This is a genomic window from Algibacter luteus (assembly GCF_030344935.1).
GTDB lineage: Bacteria > Bacteroidota > Bacteroidia > Flavobacteriales > Flavobacteriaceae > Arenitalea > Arenitalea lutea.
This window is the reverse complement of record NZ_CP128313.1, coordinates 1604052-1629029: the sequence shown is the minus strand read 5'-3', so window position 1 is coordinate 1629029 and position 24978 is coordinate 1604052. Positions and strand designations below refer to the sequence as shown.

Annotated in this window: 23 protein-coding genes; 12 read left to right on the top strand and 11 right to left on the bottom strand. The window is 33.2% G+C overall.

Annotated elements, in window-relative coordinates:
• Window positions 1-166 precede the first annotated feature (166 nt).
• From guaB to O5O44_RS06910, 5 genes are all read right to left on the bottom strand, one after another.
• Window positions 167-1639 (bottom strand): IMP dehydrogenase, encoded by a 1473-nt coding sequence (guaB, locus tag O5O44_RS06930; protein WP_289196291.1) that lies wholly within the window; start codon window positions 1637-1639, stop codon window positions 167-169.
• 89 nt (window positions 1640-1728) lie between these two features.
• Window positions 1729-2217, bottom strand: a complete 489-nt coding sequence (locus tag O5O44_RS06925) for an Aq_1264-related membrane protein (RefSeq protein ID WP_289196290.1) — start codon at window positions 2215-2217, stop codon at window positions 1729-1731.
• Window positions 2218-2745 carry an FMN-binding protein gene (locus tag O5O44_RS06920; RefSeq protein WP_289196289.1) on the bottom strand — a complete coding sequence of 176 codons (528 nt, stop codon included), beginning with the start codon at window positions 2743-2745 and terminating at the stop codon, window positions 2218-2220. It abuts the gene before it with no gap.
• 211 nt (window positions 2746-2956) lie between these two features.
• The gene (locus O5O44_RS06915; protein WP_289196288.1) at window positions 2957-4135 is read right to left on the bottom strand and encodes a porin; all 1179 of its coding nucleotides are present in this window, start codon (window positions 4133-4135) and stop codon (window positions 2957-2959) included.
• Between the two features lie 202 nt (window positions 4136-4337).
• Window positions 4338-5201: a hydroxymethylglutaryl-CoA lyase gene (locus tag O5O44_RS06910; RefSeq protein WP_289196287.1), complete on the bottom strand. Its 864-nt coding sequence runs from the start codon at window positions 5199-5201 to the stop codon at window positions 4338-4340.
• Window positions 5202-5314: 113 nt separating this feature from the next.
• On the opposite strand from O5O44_RS06910, the gene O5O44_RS06905 reads away from it, so the two are divergent.
• Both O5O44_RS06905 and O5O44_RS06900 read left to right on the top strand, forming a co-directional pair.
• The gene (locus tag O5O44_RS06905; RefSeq protein WP_289196286.1) at window positions 5315-6232 is read left to right on the top strand and encodes a T9SS type A sorting domain-containing protein; all 918 of its coding nucleotides are present in this window, start codon (window positions 5315-5317) and stop codon (window positions 6230-6232) included.
• Window positions 6233-6384: 152 nt separating this feature from the next.
• Complete coding sequence (locus O5O44_RS06900; protein WP_289196285.1) at window positions 6385-8313, top strand: T9SS-dependent choice-of-anchor J family protein; 1929 nt, start codon at window positions 6385-6387, stop codon at window positions 8311-8313.
• A 5-nt stretch (window positions 8314-8318) separates the two neighbouring features.
• Here O5O44_RS06900 and O5O44_RS06895 read toward each other — a convergent pair whose 3' ends face one another.
• The gene (locus tag O5O44_RS06895; protein ID WP_289196284.1) at window positions 8319-9347 is read right to left on the bottom strand and encodes a quinone-dependent dihydroorotate dehydrogenase; all 1029 of its coding nucleotides are present in this window, start codon (window positions 9345-9347) and stop codon (window positions 8319-8321) included.
• Between the two features lie 139 nt (window positions 9348-9486).
• Here O5O44_RS06895 and pepT point away from each other — a divergent pair, with 139 nt between their 5' ends.
• The 8 genes from pepT to O5O44_RS06855 all read left to right on the top strand — a co-directional run bounded on the left by pepT (window position 9487) and on the right by O5O44_RS06855 (window position 19196).
• Window positions 9487-10731 (top strand): peptidase T, encoded by a 1245-nt coding sequence (gene pepT, locus O5O44_RS06890; RefSeq protein ID WP_289196283.1) that lies wholly within the window; start codon window positions 9487-9489, stop codon window positions 10729-10731.
• A gap of 158 nt (window positions 10732-10889) precedes the next feature.
• Complete coding sequence (locus O5O44_RS06885) at window positions 10890-11114, top strand: hypothetical protein (RefSeq protein WP_289196282.1); 225 nt, start codon at window positions 10890-10892, stop codon at window positions 11112-11114.
• Between the two features lie 96 nt (window positions 11115-11210).
• Window positions 11211-11888 carry a tRNA (guanosine(37)-N1)-methyltransferase TrmD gene (gene trmD / locus O5O44_RS06880; protein WP_289196281.1) on the top strand — a complete coding sequence of 226 codons (678 nt, stop codon included), beginning with the start codon at window positions 11211-11213 and terminating at the stop codon, window positions 11886-11888.
• A gap of 8 nt (window positions 11889-11896) precedes the next feature.
• A complete protein-coding gene (locus O5O44_RS06875) occupies window positions 11897-12226 on the top strand; it encodes a hypothetical protein (RefSeq protein ID WP_289196280.1) in 330 nt (109 codons plus the stop codon).
• Between the two features lie 282 nt (window positions 12227-12508).
• Complete coding sequence (rplS, locus tag O5O44_RS06870; RefSeq protein WP_019388371.1) at window positions 12509-12859, top strand: 50S ribosomal protein L19; 351 nt, start codon at window positions 12509-12511, stop codon at window positions 12857-12859.
• Window positions 12860-13717: 858 nt separating this feature from the next.
• Window positions 13718-15928 (top strand): NADP-dependent isocitrate dehydrogenase, encoded by a 2211-nt coding sequence (locus O5O44_RS06865; RefSeq protein ID WP_289196279.1) that lies wholly within the window; start codon window positions 13718-13720, stop codon window positions 15926-15928.
• A gap of 75 nt (window positions 15929-16003) precedes the next feature.
• Window positions 16004-18379, top strand: coding sequence for a TonB-dependent receptor (locus O5O44_RS06860; RefSeq protein ID WP_289196278.1), 2376 nt, complete (start codon window positions 16004-16006; stop codon window positions 18377-18379).
• 4 nt (window positions 18380-18383) lie between these two features.
• On the top strand, window positions 18384-19196 hold the full coding sequence (locus O5O44_RS06855; protein WP_289196277.1) for a DUF4249 domain-containing protein: 813 nt from the start codon (window positions 18384-18386) through the stop codon (window positions 19194-19196).
• Here the strand turns inward: O5O44_RS06855 and O5O44_RS06850 are convergent.
• From O5O44_RS06850 to O5O44_RS06835, 4 genes are read right to left on the bottom strand one after another with little or no spacing between them, the layout of a single operon-like run.
• Window positions 19186-20289 carry a serine hydrolase domain-containing protein gene (locus O5O44_RS06850; protein ID WP_289196276.1) on the bottom strand — a complete coding sequence of 368 codons (1104 nt, stop codon included), beginning with the start codon at window positions 20287-20289 and terminating at the stop codon, window positions 19186-19188. The two genes, O5O44_RS06855 and O5O44_RS06850, sit on opposite strands and share 11 nt — an antisense overlap.
• 1 nt (window position 20290) lies before the next feature.
• A complete protein-coding gene (locus tag O5O44_RS06845; protein WP_289196275.1) occupies window positions 20291-21553 on the bottom strand; it encodes a BamA/TamA family outer membrane protein in 1263 nt (420 codons plus the stop codon).
• 12 nt (window positions 21554-21565) lie between these two features.
• Window positions 21566-22513: a hypothetical protein gene (locus O5O44_RS06840; RefSeq protein ID WP_289196274.1), complete on the bottom strand. Its 948-nt coding sequence runs from the start codon at window positions 22511-22513 to the stop codon at window positions 21566-21568.
• Between the two features lie 2 nt (window positions 22514-22515).
• On the bottom strand, window positions 22516-23229 hold the full coding sequence (locus O5O44_RS06835; protein WP_289196273.1) for a DUF547 domain-containing protein: 714 nt from the start codon (window positions 23227-23229) through the stop codon (window positions 22516-22518).
• Between the two features lie 112 nt (window positions 23230-23341).
• Between O5O44_RS06835 and murQ the strand changes: the two genes are divergently transcribed.
• Window positions 23342-24157: an N-acetylmuramic acid 6-phosphate etherase gene (gene murQ / locus O5O44_RS06830; protein ID WP_289196272.1), complete on the top strand. Its 816-nt coding sequence runs from the start codon at window positions 23342-23344 to the stop codon at window positions 24155-24157.
• Window positions 24150-24380 carry a DUF6095 family protein gene (locus O5O44_RS16310; protein WP_019388380.1) on the top strand — a complete coding sequence of 77 codons (231 nt, stop codon included), beginning with the start codon at window positions 24150-24152 and terminating at the stop codon, window positions 24378-24380. Before murQ ends, O5O44_RS16310 begins: the two co-directional genes overlap by 8 nt.
• A 1-nt stretch (window position 24381) precedes the next feature.
• On the opposite strand, the gene O5O44_RS06825 is transcribed toward O5O44_RS16310, so the two are convergent.
• On the bottom strand, window positions 24382-24882 hold the full coding sequence (locus tag O5O44_RS06825; protein WP_289196271.1) for a hypothetical protein: 501 nt from the start codon (window positions 24880-24882) through the stop codon (window positions 24382-24384).
• Between the last annotated feature and the right edge of the window lie 96 nt (window positions 24883-24978).

Genomic DNA, 24978 nt, shown 5'->3' with positions numbered 1-24978 from the left:
GTTGTGCTAAAACAAAGGTCGTTGCACGTTTGCTACGTCTGAATTTCCTTCGGAAATTCCTCGCACGCAAACACGCAACTTTCCATATACAAACACGTTAAACGAATTCCTTTAAAAACAAAAAGCACAACTTAAAAGTTGCGCTTTTTTTATATATGTAATGAAATTATCTTGAATAATTAGGAGATTCCTTCGTAATAGTTACATCATGTGGGTGGCTCTCGTTGATACCACTTGCCGTAATTTTAACAAACTGTCCTGTTTCTTTAAGTGTCTCTATATCTTTGGCACCACAGTAGCCCATGCCTGCGCGTAACCCTCCAATAAACTGGTGGATGCTTTCAAATAAATCGCCTTTATATGGAACACGCCCAACAATACCTTCTGGTACTAATTTTTTAATATCATCTTCAACATCTTGGAAATAACGGTCTTTACTACCTTGTTTCATGGCTTCAACAGAACCCATTCCTCGATAAGATTTAAACTTTCTGCCTTCGTAAATAATAGTTTCTCCTGGAGATTCTTTTGTTCCTGCTAAAAGGGAACCTAACATAACTGTATCTGCTCCTGCGGCAATGGCTTTAGGAATATCACCTGTGTAACGAATACCACCATCTGCAATCACTGGAACACCTGAGCCTTTTATGGCCGCAGCAACTTCCAACACCGCAGAAAACTGAGGAAACCCAACTCCTGCAACAACACGTGTTGTACAAATAGAACCTGGACCTATACCAACTTTTACAGCATCAGCTCCTGCTTCAACTAGATATTTAGCAGCCGCCCCTGTGGCTATATTACCAACAATGACATCAAGTTTTGGGAATTTAGCTTTAATTTCCTTAAGGACGCTTACCACTCCTTTGGTATGACCGTGCGCTGTATCGATAACAACGGCATCAACACCAGCTTTAACCAATGCTTCTGCTCTCTCAACTGCATCGCCTGTAACGCCAATGGCTGCAGCAACTCGTAAACGTCCAAATTTGTCTTTATTGGCGTTTGGCTTTTGACTTAACTTGGTAATATCTCTAAAAGTAATTAATCCAGATAGCTTAAAATGATCGTCAACAATAAGTAATTTTTCTATTTTATGTTGTTGAAGAATTTTTTCGGCATCTTGTAAAGAAGTACCAACTGCAGCTGTAACCAGGTTTTCGCTTGTCATGACCTCAACAATTGGACGTTTGTTATCATGTTCGAAACGCAAATCGCGATTGGTAACAATACCTTTTAAAGTTCCTTCTTCATCAACGATAGGAATACCACCAATACTATATTCAGACATATATTTTTTGGCGTGTTTTACTTTCGCTGTAAGTGGTAACGTTACAGGATCGATAATCATACCACTTTCTGCACGTTTTACCTTTTTTACCTTTTGTGCTTGAGCTTCAATAGACATGTTTTTATGAAGCACTCCAATACCTCCTTCTTGTGCCATGGCAATAGCCATTTTACTTTCTGTAACCGTATCCATGGCAGCAGATATAATGGGTACATTGATCGTGATGTTTCGTGTGAATTTTGTTTGAATATTGACTTCGCGTGGAAGTACTTCTGAAAAGGCTGGAACTAATAGAACGTCGTCGTAGGTTAATCCTTCTCCAACAATTTTGTTTTCGTGTGCAGTCATGATGCAATTACAGTTATAATTGCGTGCAAATATACAATTTAAAAATAGATTTTTACACCTATTTTTTGTTAAGAAATTAATAAGGGTTTTTATTGTTTTTTAAACAACTGCTTTAATATAATGACTGTTGAAGTTGTAAATGTAATAGTCATTAAAAAGCCCGAAAACATCACAACATACTTCATCCAGTGGACACCTATCCATAACAAATATAGTCCGCCAAAAGTTAAAAGTACTGAAACAAATGGTTCTATAATAAGAAACAATTTTAGCTTTCTGTTGAGTTTGGTTATTGAAACAAGTCCGCCAACTAAAAAGAAAATAATGGACATGGATAAAATATGGTTATGTACCAAGGTTAGCATTTCTTGATCGCTTTTTTTGAAACGCATAACCTCTGCGTTTTCATCGTCTTCATTACCTAAATAATGTTCTTCTATGCCGTTTGGGTTTGCTGAAGAGGTTTCGCCTACAAATAATAAACCCGTATAAAAACCAATACTTAATAGGATTACAAAAGCACCGATTAACAATTTAATCTCTTTAGGAAGTGTAAATATTAATCCGTTTAGCTGCATTTACAGAATGTTTTGGCTTTGAAGTAATTGAATAGATTTTAATAAATCGTTCATAGCATTCGTCATGGAACGCACAGAAATGGTTGCCCCAGAAATGGCCATAATATTATCGCCATGTTTAAGTTGATCGCCACCTTTTTTACCAATAAACTGTTTTAACCAGCGTGTACTTCCTATCTCGCCTCCATACTCTTCCCGATACATAAGTACTTTTGATTTTAAAACTATTAAATCTTTATCAAGCAGCACTAAATAATCAAAAAGAGCCGTCTTACTTGGCGCTTGTGATAAATAAGCATAACCTAAAAGTTTGTTATCAGCCTCAATTTTAAAGAGGTTATTTTCTTCGAATTTTGAAGGTAAATCTTTTGAAATTGACTTAGCAATTTTTACTTCCGTGAAATTGAAGGTTTCAATACCGAAGGTTTTAACAATTTCTTTATCAACCTTTTTTTGGATGTTTTTGGGCAGCCCAAAAGACATTAAAACTAATGCTAAAATTAATATTGAAATAAATTTCATTTTCATAATACAAAAGTATTGCTTTTTATTGTTTAAATCTTAAAAATCCAAACAGCTTATTCGTATTTTTTTGTTATACGAATAAGCTATTTGGTACTTGTGCGTTAGTGATTGTAATGGTTAGCTTTTGGCGAGGCGCGCTTCTAGCCAAAACTAATAATGTAAAGCCCGACCCTTGCGGTAACCTGCCTGCCGGCAAGTAGGCGCCCAAATTATTTTAGAACCAAACTCCTATTCCGAAATTTAATCTATTGGCTACATCGCCGCCAGATACCGCATTATCTCTAAATTGGTAATCGCCTTTTAAAACAACACCTGGAGCAATGTGATAGCTTAAACCGGTTGTTAAATCGTTGCGGTTGTACGCATCATTACGTTGTAAGGCGCCTGCTGTATTGGCGTGTGTATCGTACTGTTCGTAACGTGCAAATGCGAATAAACGTTGTGCCTTTTCTTGTGGTAATAAATTGTATCCTGCTTCGAGGTACCAACCTTGTAATTCGCTACCTAATTGATTTCCTGTTAAATTGTTATAAGCTTCTGTTCCTGATAAAGAACCGTGTACAAACTGACCACGAGCTGTAAAACGTTGGTAAGCATAACGGGCATCTAAACCTATCATTGAAATACCAATATTAGCGCCATCGATATTTTCTACATCGTCTTCGGCTTGCGTATCACCAAAATATCCTGAAAGCCCTAATCGTAAACCTGGAATACCATAGTAATCGAATTTAACAGATAGTGTTGGACTATCTACAGTAGATTGGATAGCTTTTTGACGACCACCTCGTAATCCGTTAGAGCCTTGTAAAGCACCGTTTACACCACCTGAACCATCAAAAGATGTTGATTTAAATCCGTTGAAAATATAGGCTTGATAACCTAAAGATAACTCGTTGAATCTTCCTGTTACACCTACTCCCAACTCTCTCCAAGTGGTTGGAATAATAACGTTATCAACAGAAGGACGTTCTACACCGTTAAATGTTGTTGGTTCGTGAAACTCATTAATAATGCCAAAAGGAACTAACATTAAACCACCGCGCAGACTAACGTTCTGCCCTACATTATAATTCACAAAAGCTTGTTCTACGAAAACCTCAACAGTATGCTCCATTTCTAATTCTGTTACAAACTGTGTTTTGTCGTTAAATTTATAACCAAAAAGTAATACCAAACGCTGCACATCCAGCTCGCCATTTGCAGCTTCTGGTTGGTTATAGGTTAGCTCTCCATAAGCACCTACAGTTACCGCTTTACCATAATTTCCAGATAAAATACGTTGCGCTGCGTTTAATTGTTGTTGTGGATTGAAAGTGATAGAATCTTGTAAGGTTTGTGCACCAACCATTGATGCCACTAAGATTGAAAAAAGTAGGGTTATTTTCTTCATTTTTTTGTCGATTGAATTTGTTTATTTAGACTTATTATAAATAATACTTAATTTGAAGCTGCAAATATAAAACTCATTATTACTTACGCAAAGTTTATTTAGATTAAATTTAAATAAAGAATTACGAGCAAAATTAACCGCCTATAATTCAATAAATTATAAACAAATTTTAACATTTAAATTTTCGGGAGAAAATGTGGAATTAATGAAAATGATTGAAAATTTTCGAGGCTTCGTTATACGCACTTTCAAAACTAAGAGCGTTTAAAGGGTTGTTTTTTTGAGAAGTGAAGTATGACAATAGTTTTTCGGTTGGCATATTACCTGTAAGTTCGTCTTTTGCCATTGGGCAACCTCCAAAACCTTGGATTGCACCATCAAAACGATGGCATCCCGCCTTGTAAGCAGCGTCAATTTTTTCAAACCATGTACTTGGAGTGGTATGCAAATGTGCTCCAAATTCTATATTCGGATACTTTGGAATTAAGTTAGAAAACAAATAGTCAATACTTTCTGGGTTTGAAGTTCCTACGGTATCGCTTAAAGATAAAATCTTCACGCCCATAGTGGCCAGTTTTTCGGTCCACTCGCCTACAATATCCACATTCCATGGGTCACCATATGGGTTTCCAAAACCCATAGATATGTAAACAACTACTTCTTTATTGGTTTTACTTGCTATTTCTAAAATTTCAGAAAGTGTAATTACGGATTGTGCAATGGTTTTATGCGTATTACGCATCTGAAAGTTTTCTGAAATAGAGAATGGATAACCTAAATAGTTAATGGCCTTGTGCTTACTGGCATCTTCTGCTCCACGAGTATTGGCAATAATCGCTAAAAGTTTGCTCTTCGTTTTACTTAAATCTAATTGAGATAAAACCTCTGCCGTATCAACCATTTGAGGAATAGCTTTGGGTGATACAAAACTCCCAAAGTCAATTGTATCAAAATCTACACGTAATAAAGACTGAATGTATTGTACCTTCTGCGAAGTTGGAATAAATTGCTTTATCCCTTGCATAGCATCGCGCGGACATTCAATAATTTTTATGGGTTTTGACATGGTTACTCAAACGATATTCAGAGGTTAAAAATACTATTATTTTTAAGAATGTAAGTTCTAATCTTAATTCCCGACCCATCTAATCCGAAACTAATCCATTTATCGCCTTTGTTATGAAAAACATTACTTTATTATTTTCTTTTTTATTATGCTCTTTTGCTTTTAGTCAAAGTACTGCAAACTACACCATAACAGTAAGCACTATATGGAATGCCACTGACCATACTTCTATACCAAACGATCCACATTGGTCGCCCTTAGCAGGAGCAACACATAAAAACCCTAATGATATATTGGAGTTTAATGTTCCCGCACCACTAACGAACGGAATAAAAAATATAGCCGAAACTGGTAACACCACAAATTTTCAAAATGAAATAGCAGCCAATTCAGATGCTGATCAGTATTTACAAGATGGTTTTTCACCGCGTCAAGCAGAAGAAAGTATAGCCGAAGTAAATGTAACTATTAGTGAGTCATTTCCATACGTAACATTAGTTTCTATGGTTGCTCCCAGTCCTGACTGGTTTATAGCTGTAAATAGTGAAAATTTAAGATCTGGAAACAACGCTGTAAATAATGGTTGGAAATCGACATATACTATTGATATGTTTGCTTATGATTCAGGCACTGATGATGGTACTGATTACGAATCGAGTGATTCAGCTAGTAATCCTAGAGTGCCAATATCTATGATTACAGGAACTCCAATAAATGGGAAAAGGATGGGAACTATGACCTTTACATATAATTCTTCAACTTTGAGCACTAATACAGCTAATACTGTAGAAAATTTAAAGATATTTCCTAACCCTACTAAAGGACAAATCAGTATTTCAAATATTCAAAACATTAACGTAAAATCTGTAGAGATTTATAACGTTTTGGGTACTCTTGTCAAGCAAATTTCAATAAAGCAAAATACGTCAAAAATTAAACTTAATTTATCCGAATTGAATAGCGGTATTTATCTTTTATCTGTTTTAGATGACTCTGGAGCAAGCCTTACTAAAAAGCTTGTTATCGATTAATGCAAGTGGTTCCTAATGCACCGTATTCCCTAACTTTTCATCAAATAATTGAGTTGAAATGTTAAATTATCGATAATTTTAACATTTTAACGTTTTTATTACGGTTACTATACATTTCCCGATACATTTACTAGTAAATGTTTTTACCCCAAATGAATATTTTAACCTACAGATTAACTCTTTTAGTACTTTCGGTATTTTTATCGACATCTATAAGCCTATTTTCTCAAAATAGTGAAGCGGTTAATTGCGGTAATACAGCATCCACAAAAACCTTAGATTTTTACAAAAATATTAAGCCTCAATTAAAAAAATATGAGGATGATTTTCTTGCGTCTAAATCAGCAAAAGGCACTGTGCCTTACCAAGTTTTAAATGCAATACCTGTTAAGGCATATATTGTTAGAAATTCGGATGGATCAGGAGGATTAGATATGAACGATCTGAATCATGCCATTTCAAATCTAAATGAAATCTATAAAGATGCCTACCTAGAATTTTTCTTGTGTGACGGTGTTCAATATATTGATGACGATAATTTATGTCACTTTAAAAAAGGAAACGAAAAAGATATTATCGAGAGTAACTATGTACCTGGGTTATTAAATCTTTATTTTACAGACTACATTGAGAATGAATCTAGTGAAGCCATTTGCGGTTATAGTGACAACGTTGGAAGAAACGATTTTGTGGTCATGAGAAATAATTGTGCAACTAATGCTTCTTCATTACCTCATGAAATAGGTCATTTTTTCTCTTTATTACATACGCATGGAGCAGATAACAATGGAACAACCGAGTTAGTTGATGGTAGCAATTGTGATACAGATGGTGATGGTATTTGCGATACACCTGCAGATCCTACTTTAAGCTATTCATCTGTTGATGATTCATGTAACTACACAGGTTCAGCTATTGATGCTAATGGTGATGCTTACCATCCAGATACAAGAAACATGATGTCTTATTCAAGAAAAGAATGTAGACAATATTTTTCTGAACAACAATTGGCTAGAATGTATGCGTTTTATATGACTACAAAGAGTTATTTAACATGTCCTTCGTTCAATGCGAATATTACAGTTAATGAAAGTGAAACATGCGACGACTATTTAACAGTGAATTTTGAAAGTTTAAATGATAATGTTACCGATTGGCAATGGGATATTGATGGTGATGGTGTTATAGATTACAACACACAGAATCCTTCTCACAATTATGAGGCTGGTATTTATGATGTTATTCTTACCGTATCAAATAAGTCGAGAACCATAAGTAAAAAGTTTGTAAACTTTATTAAAGTAGGAACTTTTACAGATCTTTTAGACGAAGATTTTGAGGAGTTCAATTTACTTGACCAACATGGTTGGACTAGTCGTGATGTTACTGGACATGGTTATAATTGGTACACGAATTACGGTGATACTCAATCAAATGAAACAGGACCTATAAATTATTATAAAAAGTCTGAAAGTGAATTGAACACCTATATCTATGCTGAAGCATCTGGTGCAAGCGCAGGAGATATTACTGAATTGATTTCACCATGTATAGATGTGAAGTATCAAAATAGCGAATTGGAATTTTCATATCATATGTATGGAAAAGATGTTGGCGAACTTCATGTAGATATCAAAACTGATACTGGCTATAATTTAGATGTTATCCCACCTTTTATAGGAAGTCAACAGAATACTCCAGAAGAAGATTTTAAAACAAAAACCATTGACTTATCGGCTTATGCAAATCAAACTATAAAAGTTCGATTTAGAGCTGTTAGAGGCTCTGGTTGGAAAGGCGATATTGCCATTGATAATATTTTAGTTAAAACGATTCATACTGCCATTTCCGATAATATCTACAATGTGTATCCGAATCCTATTCGAGAAGGATTACTCTATATTAAAAACAATGATTTAGACACTGTTTCTACCTATATAGTTACTAATTTAGTTGGACAACCATTTTTATCTGGTACCATTACAGAAAGCCCTATTGACCTGAGTAAATTATCTTCAGGAACCTATTTGCTTACTTTAACTAATGGTAAAAATAGAGTGGTTAAGAAAATTATTAAATAAGCTTATTACTTAAGAATTGCTTTATTAATAGCTTTAATTAAGCTCGGACCTTCATAAACAAACCCTGTATAAATTTGAATTAAGTCTGCTCCAGCATCTAATTTTTCTATGGCATCTTCTGAAGAATGAATACCTCCAACACCAATTATAGGGAATGCTTTATTACTTTTTTCTGAAAGGTATTTTATAACCTTAGTACTTTTATCCTTTATAGGTTGACCACTTAATCCTCCATTTCCAATAGCTTCGAGTTGTGCTTCACTTGCCTTCAATCCACTTCTATCTGTAGACGTATTACTTGCAATCACACCTTCTAAATTAGTGGTTTTTACAAGCTCGATAATTTCATCTAATTGGGTAGTATTTAAATCTGGTGCAATTTTTAAAAGAATAGGCTTTTGCTTTTCAAAAGTATTGTTCGCTTTTTGGACTGCGCCAATCAATTCTTCTAAATAATCCTTATCATTTAATTTGGCGTGACTCCCTACATTTGGACAACTCACATTTAACACAAAATAATCAACATATGGGTGCAATGCATTAAAACAAGTTAAATAGTCCGCCGTATAATCAGCGGGTTTTGTGTTGGTGTTTTTTCCAATATTACCACCAATTATTAATTTACCTTTATTCTTCATTAATTGCTCGATAGCAGAATCCAACCCTTCATTATTAAAACCCATACGATTAATAATGCCTTTATCGTCTTTTAATCTGAACAATCTTTTTTTAGGGTTACCAGCTTGACCTTTAGGGGTTACAGTTCCAATTTCTATAAAACCAAATCCGAAATTTGCCAATTCGTTATACAAAACTGCATTTTTATCAAAACCCGCGGCTAAACCAACTGGGTTTTTAAAAGTGAGTCCAAATAATTTTCGCTCTAATCTCGAGTCGTCAACAACATATAAACTTCTATAAATACTCTTGAAACCAGGAATTTTAGAAGTAAATTTTATTAACGAAAACGTGAAATGATGAATTTTTTCAGGATCGAATGAAAAAAATATTGGGCGAAGTAGTAACTTATACATCAGTCTTATTTAATGCAAAAATAAGTTGAAATCCTGTAAATAAAAAATCGTTCGACACTTACTTATTCAAACTTAATAATTGTAAATTAGAGCCTGATTAAAGTCTTCAGTTTCTTGTATAAAAACTAATATTTACTTCATGATATCAAAAGAACACATTATAAATCGATTTGTTAGTTACGTGACTATTGATACAGAGTCAGATCCAAATTCTGAAACAACTCCAAGCACCAAAAAACAATGGGATTTGGCCAAAAAACTAGCAGAAGAGCTTAAATCTATTGGCATGCAAGATGTAAATATTGATGAGAATGCTTATATCATGGCTACTTTGCCTAGTAATATTGATTATGAAGTGCCTACCATTGGGTTTATTTCTCATTTTGATACATCTCCTGATTTTACCGGAGCCAACGTAAAACCTCAAATTATTGAAAATTATAATGGCGAGGATATTGTTTTAAATGAAGCCAAAAACATTGTACTATCCCCTGATTATTTTGAAGATTTATTACTCTATAAAGGTCAAACATTAATTACGACTGACGGCACCACACTTTTAGGAGCCGATGATAAGGCAGGGATTTGTGAAATAGTTTCAGCCATGGAGTATTTAATACAACATCCAGATATTAAGCACGGTAAAATAAGAGTAGGTTTTACTCCCGATGAAGAAATTGGTAGAGGCGCACACAAATTTGATGTTGAGAAATTTGGAGCAGATTGGGCGTATACTATGGATGGAAGCCAAATTGGCGAATTAGAATATGAAAATTTTAATGCTGCTGGAGCCGTTGTGAAAGTAAAAGGTAAAATTGTGCATCCTGGTTATGCAAAAGATAAAATGATAAACTCTATGTATATAGCTACCGAGTTTATAAACTCTTTACCAAGATTAGAAACGCCAGAACATACTGAAGAATATCAAGGTTTTTTTCATTTACATCATATAAGTGGTGATGTGGAAGAAACAACGCTTCAATATATTATTAGAGATCATGATAAATTACATTTTGAAGCACGCAAAGAAGTGATGATAAAACTTACTCGAGAATTAAATTCACAATACGGACGTGAAGTAATAACAACTGAAATCAAAGACCAATATTATAACATGCGCGAAAAGATCGAACCCGTTATGCATATAGTTGATATTGCCGAGGAAGCAATGAAACAGCTTGATATTGAACCTCTAATAAAGGCTATTCGCGGTGGAACAGATGGTTCGCAGTTAAGTTATAAAGGGTTACCATGCCCAAATATATTTGCCGGTGGACATAATTTTCATGGACGCTATGAATATGTACCTGTTGAAAGTATGATAAAAGCTACTGAAGTGATTTGTAAAATTGCGGAGTTGACGGCTTTGAAAAATAAAGACTAGTTGATAAAGCAAAATTTCAAAATACTAGTTTTCAATATTAGTTATAAAGCTTTGAACGAATTATATGGTGATTGATAAAAACGCTTAGCCTCAATAGCAATTGAGTATACTTATACCCAAATATAATTGAGTATCTTCCAATAATAAATGAAATTATTATGAAATTAAACTTATTGTCGTGTGATGCTCAAAGGCCAGATAGAAGAGCGATTGCCAATTGTATTACAGAGATTTCATTAAATAGTAGCGAATCATTATCGAAAGAGCTAACTGATATACTTTTAGAAGGTGATGCTGTTGATATTCAAGTGGAAGATAAAAACTCAGGTTCTGCTTTAAGAGCATTGCGAAAGCTAAACATTGACTACGAAATTCTAGAATGAAGCGAATAACCGGAATAATTTATCTATTTATTCAAAAATAATTTCTCTTACCACATCCAAAACAATTAAATTATCTTTGCGGCAGAAAAAAATACCATGCGAATAGATATCATTACTGTTTTACCAGAATTACTTAAAAGCCCATTTGAAGCTTCTATTTTAAAACGCGCTATTGAAGCCGGTTTGGTTGAAGTTCATTTTCATAATTTAAGAGATTACACAACCGACAATTATAAATCGATTGACGATACGCAATTTGGTGGAGGAGCAGGAATGGTCATGATGGTTGAACCAATTGACAAATGTATTTCTGCATTACAAGCAGAACGTCATTATGATGAAGTTATTTACATGACACCCGATGGTGAAACCTTAAAACAAGGTATTGCCAACCAGCTATCTTTAAAAGAAAATATTATTATTTTGTGCGGTCATTATAAGGGTGTAGACCAACGTGTGCGCGACCATTTTATAACTCGAGAAATATCGATAGGTGATTATGTATTATCTGGTGGTGAGTTAGGAGCTGCTGTGCTTTGCGATGCTGTAATAAGGTTAATACCTGGAGTTTTAGGCAATGAGACCTCTGCCCTAACCGATTCATTTCAAGATGGATTATTAGCGCCACCAATTTATACAAAGCCTAGAGAATACAAAGGTTGGAAAGTACCAGAATTATTGTTTAGTGGTAACCTACCAGAAATTGAAAAATGGCGAGAAGAGCAAGCATATTTAAGAACAAAAGAACGACGCCCTGATTTGTTAGATAATTAATAGGTGATATGGATAACATAGACAATATACAGCTTCAATACGCTTTAGCTAGTTTAATGAATGGTGTAATACATTTAATAGTACTTGTTGCTACTATAGTTTTAATTACAAAAAAAAGATCGATGGCTACCTTACTGTTATTTATTGGTAGTTTACTAACCAGTTTAGGATTTATTGGCGGATTTATATACAATGCTATTGCTGCAAAAGATGGAGCCGAAGCCTTACTCAAGGCTCAAGTATATCTTAATTTTTTCAGTGTTTTTTCTTTTTTTCTATTTGGTATTGGCTTTTTGCTTTTAGTTCTAAACAACTTCAAGAAAAAAAAGCTACATTAAAAATTTAATTCACATCTGAAAAGAGGCTTGAGATATGTGTTAAGGATTGAACGGTATGTTTGAGCTCGCCGACGCAGGAGGAAGCGAGTAGTGAAAGCCTGACTTTTTGCTATTACTAGATATAAAGCCTTCCTGAATTTTTAAAGCAAAAAGAAACACCAAAAAAACAAATAAAAAGGTTGCAGATTATGAATTAATAGTTATTTTTGCAGCCAATTTCGGGTTAACCTCTGGCGAGAATCGTGAATGTTGTTCTGAATTAATTATAATAAATTTAAAGATATGGAATCTTTAGTAAAATTTGTACAAGACGAATTTGTAACAAGAAAAGATTTACCAGAATTTGCTGCTGGTGATACAATTACAGTTTACTACGAAATTAAAGAGGGTAGCAAAACGCGTACTCAGTTTTTTAGAGGTGTAGTATTACAAAGAAGAGGTTCTGGAGCGTCAGAAACTTTTACAATTAGAAAAATGTCAGGATCTATAGGTGTAGAGCGTATCTTCCCGGTTAATTTACCTGCATTACAAAAAATAGAAATTAACAAGCGTGGTAAAGTACGTAGAGCTCGTATCTTCTACTTTAGAGGTCTTACTGGTAAAAAAGCCAGAATTACTGAGCGTAGACGTTAATAATAATACAACTGCGAATGCAGTGTTTAAAGGCCTTGAGAAATCTCAAGGCTTTTTTTATGAACAATTGTTAATAACAACGGTTTATAACTGGTTGATATCTAATTAGTTAAAAAGCTTGGTTATTTTGTGGTTTGGTGCTATATTTACAGAAGGAAAAATGACAGCTTAGGCTGGTTTCGATTCAACACCGAATTTGCATAACTTTCTAAATAAGGTAACGTTCTTTATAAAATTGTTTTTGAGGTTTTGAGGGATAGCGTGTATGCGTTGAAACAAGAAACCATGACGTTATAAAAAGTATCGCATATGTAAGTAGGAGATAACTAGTATAACCGAAAGCTTAAAAAGCAACAAAAGTGAAAGCAGATGTTGTAATGAGAGCAATGCTAGAGGCAAATTTAACGTGAAAGCGAAGGAAGAGATAATAGCATCAAGAAAACAATTACAGAAACATATTTGTAATAGGTCAATACATTTTGAAAATTGCAAAAATGTTTCGTTGAAATAACATTAACTTGAACTGAAACGGTTTAGATGAAAATTTTAAACAATCATGAGTAGAAATGCTCATTAGGTCACGCTAAGTTATTTCAAGAAAGCCATGTCAAAAGTAGATTAAATTCTGCAATGATATGGCTTTTGTTTTTTATTAACTTTCCTTCTTCTTTTTTAATAATTTCTTATCACATGCAAGCTAAATTGTGAATATCTAAAATCTATTTGGCATTATATATTAGTTAATCGATTAACCTATTTTAAATTGCATTTTTTTGTATATTCGCAACGCTAAAAACTAAGGGTGTTTCTTTATCACTTCTTTAGCCACAAAATAACTCTAAAAAAACAACTATAGGAATGTCTAAAATCATTTACACAAAAACCGATGAAGCTCCTGCTTTAGCAACTCGATCACTTTTACCAATTGTACAAGCTTTTGTTAAATCTTCAGGAATTAATATCGAAACAAAAGACATTTCGTTGGCTGCGCGGATTCTAGCTGTTTTTCCAGAATTTCTATCGGACGACCAGAAGGTATCAGACGATTTAACTGTTCTAGGCGAATTAGCAAAAAAACCAGAAGCTAATATTATTAAATTACCAAATATTAGCGCTTCTATACCACAGTTAAAGGATGCTATAAAAGAATTGCAAACTAAAGGTTTTAACATCCCTGATTATCCGAATGAAGCAAATACTGATGCTGAAAAAGATGTTAAAAATCGTTATGACAAAATAAAAGGTAGTGCTGTTAACCCTGTGCTACGTGAAGGAAATTCAGATAGACGAGCTCCAAAAGCTGTAAAGAATTATGCCAAGAAAAATCCACACTCAATGGGTGAATGGTCTAAAGATTCTAAAACACATGTAGCAACAATGAGCTCAGGTGATTTTGCACATAATGAAAAGTCAGTAACTCTTTCAGAAGCTACGAGTGTAAAAATTATACATACAGATACTAACGGTAATGCTACTACTTTAAAAGATGCTTTTTCGATTCTAAAAGGAGAAATTATTGATGGTACTGTAATGAGTAAGAAAGCCTTATTGGCATTTTTAGATCAGCAAGTTGACGATGCAAGAGCGCAAGGAATTTTATTCTCTCTTCATATGAAAGGTACCATGATGAAAGTGAGCGACCCTATTATTTTTGGTCATGCTGTAAAAATATTTTTCAAGGATGTATTTGCTAAACACGGAGAAACAATTGAAAAAATAGGTGTTAATGTTAATTCTGGATTAGGAAATTTATTAGAACGAATCCAAGAATTACCAGATGCCAAACGTAAAGAAATAGAAGCAGATATTGAAGCAACTTACAAAAAAGGTCCTAGCGTCGCCATGGTAAATTCAGATAAAGGAATTACTAACTTGCATGTGCCTAGTGATGTGATTATTGATGCATCGATGCCTGCCATGATTCGTACTTCTGGACAAATGTGGAATGAAAAAGGTCAACTTCAAGATACTAAAGCAGTTATTCCAGACAGTAGTTATGCTGGTATATATGCAGCCACTATTGATTTCTGTAAAGAAAACGGTGCCTTCGACCCAACAACTATGGGAACTGTTCCAAATGTTGGACTCATGGCTCAAAAAGCAGAAGAATACGGTTCTCACGATAAAACTTTCGAAATTCCTTCAAATGGATCGGTAAAAGTAATAGATTCAAATGGCAACACGTTAATTGAGCACCATGTTGAAGAAGGTGATATCTGGAGAATGTGCCAAACAAAAGATGCACCTATTCAAGACTGGGTAAAACTAGCTGTGACGCGTGCCAGAGCTTCTGAAACGCCAGCTGTTTTTTGGTTAGACAAAAATAGAGCTCATGATGCTGAATTAATCAAAAAAGTAAATGCTTATCTTAAAGATCATGACACCACTGGATTAGATTTGAGAATATTATCGCCAATTGAAGCTACAAAATTTACTTGCGAGCGACTAGTTAAAGGATTAGATACTATTTCTGTTTCAGGAAACGTATTACGTGATTATTTAACCGATTTATTCCCAATTTTAGAAGTTGGTACAAGTGCAAAAATGCTATCTATTGTTCCTTTAATGAATGGCGGTGGTTTATTTGAAACTGGTGCAGGTGGTTCTGCTCCTAAACATGTGCAACAATTACTTGAAGAAAATCACCTAAGATGGGATTCACTAGGTGAATTTTTAGCCATAGCAGTTTCTTTAGAGCATTTTAGCGAAGTGAATAACAATGCTAAAGCCAAAATATTAGGCGAAACTTTAGATGACGCTACCGAAAAATTATTAGAGAACAGAAAAGGACCTTCAAGAAAATGTGGGGAATTAGATAACAGAGGAAGTCACTTCTATCTAGCGTTATATTGGGCGCAAGAATTAGCTAATCAAAATGAAGATGAAGCTTTAAAGGCGGAATTTACTCCAATAGCTAAAGCATTAGCTGAAAATGAAGAAAAAATCGTAAACGAATTAAATAGTGTGCAAGGAAACCCAACAGATATTGGCGGTTATTATGAACCAAACGAAACATTAATTAATCAAGTAATGCGACCAAGTAACACCTTTAATGCAATTCTAAATTAAGAATTAAAAAATTTTATAATTTCAAAAAGCCCCTTTTTAGGGGCTTTTTTTATATTTTTATAAAAAAATTGTTAAATGAAGTATAGCCTTTTTTGGTTTCTTTGTGTGTATTGTTTTACTTTTAATTTACTTCACTCACAACAAAAATTTACGATTAGCGGATCTGTCTCTGAAGAAAAAAGTAATGAAACCTTAATAGGTGTCAATATTATTTTTCCAGAAATTTCTGCAGGAACAACAACCAATGAATATGGTTTCTATTCCATTACATTGCCAGAAGGCACTTATAATATGGTAATAAGTTATCTTGGTTTTACTACAATCACAGAAACAATAAATCTTACAGATGATATTATAAAGAACTTTAGTTTAACCGATGCCTTGGAAAGTTTAGATGAAGTCATTATTACCGAAAATGTTGAAAAACTTAATATAAGAACGCCTCAAATGAGTGTTAACAAACTCACTTCGGGTACAATTAAAGAAATCCCTGTTGTATTAGGCGAGTCTGATATTATTAAAGCCATTACGTTATTACCTGGGGTTACAAATGCTGGTGAAGGCTCGTCAGGATTTAATGTTCGAGGTGGATCTGCTGACCAGAATTTAATACTTTTAGATGAGGCCACCATTTATAATTCTTCACATTTATTTGGCTTCTTCTCCGTTTTTAATCCTGATGCGATAAAAGATTTAAGATTATACAAAGGAGGTATTCCTGCCCGTTATGGAGGTCGAGTAGCATCAGTATTAGATATTTATCAAAAGGAAGGCAACAGTAAAGAGTTTCATGCCAATGGCGGTGTTGGGATTGTTTCTAGCAGATTGTTAATTGAAGGACCACTCAAGAAAAATCAAGGTTCCTTTTTATTAGGCGGTCGATCGAGCTATGCACATTTGTTTCTGCCTTTATTTGATATTAATAATATTGCATATTTCTACGATTTAAACACTAAAATAAGTTATAAACTAAACGCTAAAAACAACATTTATCTTTCTGGTTACTTTGGTAGGGATGTGTTTAGAATTGAGGATTCTTTTGAAAATATATACGGTAATTCTGTTTTTAATTTTAGATGGAATCATTTGTTTTCAGATAAACTATTTTCAAATCTATCATTGATTTATTCAGATTACTATTATAATTTAGAATTAGGTTTTGTTGAATTTGATTGGGTTTCTGGCATTCGAAATTTTAACTTAAAATACGACTTCAAACATTATATCACTGATAAAATAAAACTGCAATACGGTATTAATAGTATTTATTACAAATTTAATCCAGGTGAAATTAAACCTACTAAAGCATCTTCTGGAATAAATCCATTTAAACTCATAGATAAATACGCCTTTGAAAATGCTTTATATGTTGATGCTGAGCACAAAATTTCAAATAATTTAGCATTATCCTATGGATTTCGTTTAAGTAGCTTTTATAGGCTGGGACAAGATGAGTTAAATGTATATCAAGATAATCAAGCAGTCGTTTTTAATGAAGATTTCCAAATTTATGAGAAAGCAGATCCTATAGATACCGAAACTTATAAACGAAGTGATGTCATTGAGAGTTTTCATAATATAGAACCTAGAGCATCCGTAGCATACCAATTTTCTTCAAATAGTTCTATTAAAGCTAGTTATAATAGAATGAGTCAATATTTACACTTACTTTCAAATACCAACTCACCTACTCCTCTGGATATCTGGACACCAAGTGGGAAGTATGTCAAGCCACAATTACTAGATCAATACGCAATTGGCTATTTTCAAAATTTTAATAATAACAGATTTTCTTTAGAGCTAGAATCATTCTACAAAAAAGTAAAAAACAGAATAGATTATATTGATGGTGCAGATTTAATTGCCAATAATGCCATAGAACAAGTTATTTTAAATGGTCGCTCGAGAGCATATGGCTTGGAGATGCTTTTTAGAAAAAACGAAGGTCAATTTAAAGGTTGGTTAGCGTATACCTTGTCAAAATCTGAACAACAAACCCCAGGGAGAACAGTTATTGAAACTGGAATTAATAATGGAAATTGGTACAATACACCTCACGATAAAACCCACGACATTTCTTTTACTGGAAGTTATAATTGGAATAACAAATGGAAAATAAGCACCAATTTTCTATTTCAAACTGGGCAACCTGCTACATTTCCTAATGGTCAATATCAATACAATGGTGTGATTATTCCAAGCTATAGTGGAAGAAATTCTGATAGACTACCATCCTACCATCGATTAGATTTATCTTTAAACTACACGCCAAAACCTAATAAAAACAGTGGGTTACAAGGAAATTGGGTGTTTAGTATTTATAATATTTATAATCGAAGAAATGCGAATTCAATTTCGTTTGATAGAAATACGGATACCGGCAGAAATGAAGCAACACGATTGGCAATTTTTGGTATTGTTCCGTCCATTTCATATAATTTTAAGCTCTAAGATTATGAAAAAATATGTAATTGTACTTTTTAGTTTATTTTTTATTTCATGTGAGGATGTTATTGATGTTGACCTTGATACGTCTGAACCAAGATTGGTTATTGATGCTTCTATAAATTGGATTAAGGGAACAACAGGCGAAACACAATTTATAAAACTGTCGCTTTCAGCACCATATTTTGATGAATCGATTCCTGCTGCTTCGGGCGCATCCGTTCTCATTACAGATTCAAATAGCAATACTTATAATTTTATTGAAGAAGGAGCTTCTGGTATATATGTAAATGATTCGTTTGTACCTGAAATTGGCATGGTATACAATCTTTTAATAAATTACAACAACGAAATATATACTGCTAGTGAAACCTTAATGCCTGTCGTTCCTATTGAATTTGTAGAACAAAAGAATGATGGTGGTTTTGCAGGAGATGAAATTGAAATAAAGGTCTTTTATACAGATCCTGGAGGTATAGATAATTATTATTTATTTGAATTTATTAAAACATCAAGTAACTCCCTAAATCTGGAAGTTTATGACGACGAATTTAATGATGGTAATCGCATTTTTGCATTTCATTCTGATGAAACTCTTGAGGCTGGAGATGAGCTAATTATTCGAAACGCTGGAGTTTCAGAACGCTATTACGAATTTTTCAATATTCTATTACAACAAACTGATGAACAATCTGGTGATCCATTTCAAACTCAACCTGCAACCGTAAGAGGAAATTGTATAAATCAAACCAATCCAGAGCACTACCCTTATGGATATTTCAGAGCATCAGAAGTTGATGAATTTATCTATTTTATTGATTAGATTCAAGTGATTCAAATACTGAATCAATCAATTTATTGAAAGTTTTATCAATCTCAGGATTTGAACAGTTTATTAATATCGTTATTACGACACCTTGCTCAGGGTATATATAAAAAATACCATACCCGCCTAAACCGCTTCCAACGTGTCCAAAATAGAACCTGCCACTTGAGTCATTACTAACTTCAAAACCCAAGCCATAATAGGTAGAACGAGATTCATCAGTATTTAACTTTTGTGCTGTAATGAATGGCTTTAATTGATCATGTTGAATTAGAGAATCTTTTAATAAAACATTGCCAAAATTGGTAATATCCTCTGAAGTTGATAAATAACCCCCAGACGCTAACTTAAAATAATTACTAACTTCACTCACTGGCTTGAAGCGTCTTTTCCCTTTCTTTTTATAAAAAATGGCTTTCCCATCTATGACTTTATTCTTATCGGCAACAGTTTTATTCAACTGAAAAGGATTCAGTACATGTGTTATTACAAAATCTTCAAAAGGAATATTGGCCTGTTCTTGGATAGCCAACGAAATTAAATTCCAATTATAGCTCGAATAAGCAAAATTGGTACCTGGTTTGAATAAGAGGGAATCCGATTCAAATAATTTTATTCCATCTCGAATACTTAAAGGTTTATTATTTTTAAACTCATTACCCTTATAATTTCTAATTCCAGACAAATGTCCAGCTAATTGCCTAATTGAAATATCATATCGTTTTTTAGGGAAATAAGGCACATAGTTGTAAATAGAACTATCTAACATAACTAATCCTTCTTCGACAGCTTTTAACAATGCCATGGCCGCAATAGGCTTAGAAACACTAGCAATTCTAAATACTGTGTTATTTGGAATAACGGGAATCTTATTTTTTAAATCAGCATACCCAAATCCTTCAGACCAAACGACTTCTTGATTTTTAGAAACCGTTATTGCCAATCCAGGAATTTTGTGCTTCCGAATCATTCTACTAATAATACGCTCTGCCCTATTAAACTTTTCAGTTGCTCTTTGTGCGAGTAACTGATTAGAACATGAAAATATAATTAAGCAACTAACTAAAATTGAGTGTGGTAATCTTCTCATTTTAAAAATATTGTCCAATTCCAAATACTATTCCTTTTGAAGCATTATCAGTTATACCAATACCATAATCTATCCTAAAAACAGCGTTAAATATTTTAGTATGTATAAAACGTAGACCAACTCCAGGATAAATTCGGATATTATGAGATTTGGCAAAATCATTTAACTCGCCACCTGGGTTACGCCAAGTACCTGCATCAATAAATATATTACTTTGCATTGCAAACCAACCTTTTTGAATAAGTGTATGGCGATACTCGGTATTTAAAACTATGACACCGGTACCTCTATCTATTAAATTACCAACGCCCCTAAGATTCAAATTATTATCAACTGAAAAAGGAGCGAACGGACTTTCACTATTTGAAGACAAACCCAATCTTAATCTATTTGCCCAATTACCTCGCGTTCCAATTTGTTTGTAAAAGAAAAAGTCATTCCAAGCTATATAAAATTCATCCTGAAATGAATTACTAGTTGTAACAAATTGTGTACTTAATAAACTTCTAAATCCACTCACATACTGGTAGTTATAATCTAAGAAATCTAAATCATAAATAAATTTGAATAAAACTTTATCTATTTCAAATTTAGTAGGAATATCATCAGATGTTAACCCTGATAAATATTCATACTTTTCCGTAAATAAATTAACTCCAAACTGAAATTTGTGATTAAAATTCAACTCAAACAAAGCGAGGGCTTCAATAGACTTATTGTTATAAAGATAATTAGAGCTCCCGTCGTTAAAATAAAGTGGTTCTTCACTTCTCCAATTTTGATGGTTTATTGCAATCCCCCAACGGTTGTTAAATAGATAAGGTGCTCTAAGATTAATACTATAGGTATCGTATCCATTATTTTGATAAAATCCACCAAAAGCAATTCCTCGACCTAAAAAGTTATAATCGTATAGTCCAATTTTATATGCAAATTGTTGATTGGTTGCGGTCCATACATTTACTGCTGGAATAAGTGTGAAATTTTCTTCAATATTTATAAATACGTTATAACTGGTATCATTGGAAGCAAATACTTGATAACTTGCATGAGATACTAAAGGTAATCGCTTTAACCTAGTCATATCCTTATCTAACTGCAACAAATCCAATACACCACCGGAATGAGAAGAAATTACATTCTCAATAAAACTTTGCTTAGTTTTCTTTAATCCACGAATATGAAGCGTTGCAATAGAAGTTTCTTGAGAAAACAACAACAAAGTCATGAAGTGGCTTATCAAGATGAGTACAATTTTTCTCATGCCTCAAGATAATTAATTTAGTATTAACCTAGCTCCTAAATTAAATGTTTGCCCAAGACCAGAATCGTTGCCTCTTATAAAATTGGTATATAATGCTTCTAAATTTAAAGTATCGGTTAATTGGTATTTCGTCCCACCTCCTACTGCGGTAAAATTTTGTTCAAAATTATTTCCTAAATCAATGAGTTGAGAATGTTGCGCTAAAGCTAAGATGGTAAATTTTGAACTGGGGAAATAGCTAAAGAAGACACCCGGAGTCAACCTTAAACTATTATTCGCAAAACTGCCTTGTGTACTATTTCCATTCGTTCCAAACTCTTGTTTTTTACCGAAATTAAATTCTGAGTTTAGCTCTGAAAATAATTGAAACTGATTGCCTTCAAAAGTATAATCATAGTAAAATCGGTTTTGCCATGTAAATCCTTTCTGATCAAAATACACATTGTTTTCAACCTCATTATCTATAAGTGGAATGACCAAAGAACTCTGAATAGAAAAATTATTTACGCTACTAAATGGAACAAATTTTATTGAAGGTGCAATAGATGTTAATCCACTTCTGGCCGTATTAGCATCACCGTCAAACTTAAATACATCTAAAGCATCTCTGTTACCAATTACATTACTTCTAAATTCAAAAATAACGCCAATATTTATTCGTTTATTTTCAGAAACTCCAGTATATGCCTCTAAAGTAGAGGTGAAAAATGTTTCTCTTGGAAGTTTTTTGCTTATATCCCCACTGTTATCGGCCGATTTAGTTTGTGTATATAAATTATTAAACCATTTAATATCATATTGTCCATTAGCAATTAGTTTGGAAGGCGTAAGTGTTTGAATAACAGAACCTCTTGGTTCTTCTGCCTGATTATCATCTATCTGCGCTAGTGCAACATTATGGTTAAACAACAATACTATTGTTGATATTTTAAAAACTATTCTCATATTTAAAAAATTCATAATTAAATGTTATTTAGTGTCCAATCGTACGGGTAATACTCAATCTTATAATAGGTAGGTATATGTTCTTCTCGGTATTTATTTATGTAATCAATAAGTTTAGATTCTTTAGGTGAAAAATCTTTTAAATACCATTTAAATATTTCAGAAACAGCCACTCTTTTTCTCTTTTCGTTTAACCGAATAAAATTTGGGTCGTTTAGGGCTTTTCTAGTTTGTTCTTCCAATTGTGCATTTAAAGTTTTAGGAAAATAAGCACCATTTATAATAGGTGGGCAACCCAAACCGGCACAAACCAGAACAAAATGGATTCTAGCATCATCAAATTGAGCTCTAATTTTTTCGTTTTCAATAGCATTCAATGTTAGGTTTTCATCACCAACTTTATGCTTCTTATTATCAAAAAAACCAGATAAAGCTAATGGCGATTTAATAGGATAGTTTTCAATCACACTTTTAATTGTAATCAAATTATATAAATTAATCCAAAATGCTTTCTTTGTTTCTGAATCTAGAGCACTTATAGCAATAGAATTTGAAAGCTCTAACAATGTATTTAAGCTTTCTGAGTTTTTCTTAATTGCCTTATAATTTACCAATCCGTTACTAACATATGTTGAAAAAAACGCGTCGGCTTGATTAAAAAAAGCATTACTATTTTGTGAAAATGTATTTAATGAAACTATTAGAAATGAAGTAAGTAAAAATGATTTCATAAATTGGATTTAGCTATAGGTCGACAAATAAAATGAATTCTTACATATATCGATTCTAAATTATTTATTTGCGAATTATTTTAAGACCTTTGCACAGATAAATTTTAAGATTATGTCTTTCACGAAAACTACAGAACAAGATTCTAATTATAATCATCTAGAAAAGATGAGTGTTTCAGACTTACTTAAAAGTATTAATGAGGAGGACAAATCGGTTCCTTTAGCGGTTGAAAAAGAACTACCACAAATTGAAACTTTGGTTCAGCAAATTGTTTCAAAGTTAAAACAAGATGGTAGATTGTTTTATATAGGTGCAGGTACAAGTGGAAGATTAGGGATTTTGGATGCATCCGAATGTCCTCCAACTTTTGGTGTTTCTCACGATTTGGTTATTGGTCTTATTGCTGGAGGTGATTCTGCTATTAGAAAAGCAGTCGAGTTTGCTGAAGATTCTACAACTCAAGGCTGGAAAGATTTAAAAGAATATCATATTAATCCGAATGACGTTGTAGTCGGAATAGCTGCGTCAGGAACCACACCTTATGTCATTTCTGCATTAGAAGCATGCAATACAAACAATATCATTACAGGTTGTATCACATGCAATAAAAACAGTCCATTATCCAAAGTTTCAAAATATCCTATTGAAGTGGTTGTTGGCCCTGAATTTGTTACAGGTAGCTCAAGAATGAAAGCTGGTACCGCTCAAAAACTTGTCTTAAATATGATTACAACATCTACCATGATTCAATTGGGACATGTAAAAGGAAACAAAATGGTAGACATGCAATTGAGCAATAACAAACTAGTTGACAGAGGTACAAAAATGATAATGAACGAACTTAATATCCCTCAAAAAGAAGCCGAGGCCCTTTTAAATAAGTATAAAAATGTTCGATTAGCAATTAAAAATTATAACAATGGATAACAAAACAGACAAAACAATACTTTTTAAAGGCATAAAAACCCTTGTGTTCGCTGCAATGAGTCTTTTCATGGGACCAATTCTTCTTAGCTTTGCATTTAGTAAACCAGAAGCATCTCTTTACTATCCACTTTTAATTGTAGGTTGTTTAATATGTGCATTTGCTGTCTTTTTAATGTTTAAAGGCATCAAACTTATAATGAACAGCATGTTCAATAAAAAATGAATTAATTTAATTCGGATTTTTTTGGTGTAGTGGGGTTATAACCAAACTCGGTATCAATTATTACAACCCCTAAACTATCAAATATATAATTTATTATTGCATAATGATGTATGGTATGACTGTTGGCTTGCGCTAATAAAGATCCATAAGTATAAGCAATTTCCGTTTTCCCTAATCCCAAATCATCAATCACTACAACAGATTCATTCATACTAAATGTTGCCGATTTCAACTTTTCAACAATTGCGTTTAAATAATCTTTAGCACAACCACAATCTGATTCTACCTCTTTATTTCGACTTCTATTGGTTAAATCTATCCTGTTGTTTGAATTCATATTAAAAATACACTCGTAAAAGTCTAAAATATGCCTAATATGAGTTCCGATACTAGAATAATAAGGTGGAACAGACGTGTCGCAAAATTGAGAATTCGATAAATGCTCCAAAATAATTTGAGACTTATGTAATGATTTTAAAGTAGAATGTATAATAATGTTCATTGACGCTAATTTAGCTAAATTAATTGAATATTATAGTGTGGTTAACTTAGTCTAAACACCTTTCAATCCTTACATTGAAGACGGCCAATTCATAAA